Origin of the sequence: Streptomyces sporangiiformans (assembly GCF_005768555.2) — a bacterium.
GTDB lineage: Bacteria > Actinomycetota > Actinomycetes > Streptomycetales > Streptomycetaceae > Streptomyces > Streptomyces sporangiiformans.
The window spans coordinates 1-808 of record NZ_VCHX02000067.1 but is presented as its reverse complement, the minus strand read 5'-3'; the positions used below and the strand labels follow the sequence as shown (position 1 = coordinate 808).

Below are 808 nucleotides of genomic sequence, written 5' to 3'. Positions count from 1 at the left end.
CCCCTGCGGCTGGTCAGCAGCAGGTGCCGTACACCCTGCTCAGCGACCAAGTGCCGGGCCAGCTCCCCGCCCAGCGTCCCGGTACCGCCCGTGATCAGCACCGTGCCCTCGGGATCGAGAGCACGCGGCACGGTCAGGACCACCTTGCCCACGTGCTTGGCCTGGCTCAGGTGACGCAGTGCGTCCTTGGCGCGGCGCACGTCCCAGGTCGTGATGGGCAGCGGTTCGAGTACGCCCTCTTCGAAGAGGCGCAGCACCTCGACGAGCATCTCCTGGGTACGTTCCGGACCGGCCTCCACCAGATCGAACGCCTGGTAGCGCACGCCGGGGTGATCCTGGGCGACCTGCCCGGGATCGCGCTGGTCGGTCTTGCCCATCTCCAGGAAGCGCCCGCCGCGCGGCAGCAACCGCAGCGACGTGTCAACGAACTCCCGGGCCAGCGAGTTCAGCACGACGTCCACGCCTCGGCCGTCGGTGGCCTCCAGGAACCGCTGCTCGAACTCCAGATCACGCGACGACGCGATATGACCGTCATCGAGACCCAGCGAACGCAGAGCGTCCCACTTGCCCGGACTCGCCGTCGCGAACACCTCAGCCCCGAAGTACCGTGCCAGCTGCATGGCAGCCATGCCGACGCCACCGGCGGCGGAGTGCACGAGCACGGTCTGCCCTTGCTCAAGCCCGCCGAGGTCCTTCAGGCCGTAGTAGGCGGTGAGGAAGACGATCGGCAGCGACGCGGCCTGCTCGTAAGACCATCCCTCCGGGATCCTGGCCAGGAACGACCGCCCGGTCACCGCGTACGGACCGA

Annotated in this window: 1 protein-coding gene; it reads right to left on the bottom strand. The window is 68.9% G+C overall.

Annotation, left to right across the window (positions count from 1 at the left end):
• Positions 1 to 808: zinc-binding dehydrogenase (locus FGD71_RS06255; protein WP_119099380.1), on the bottom strand; the 808-nt coding region annotated here is incomplete at both ends.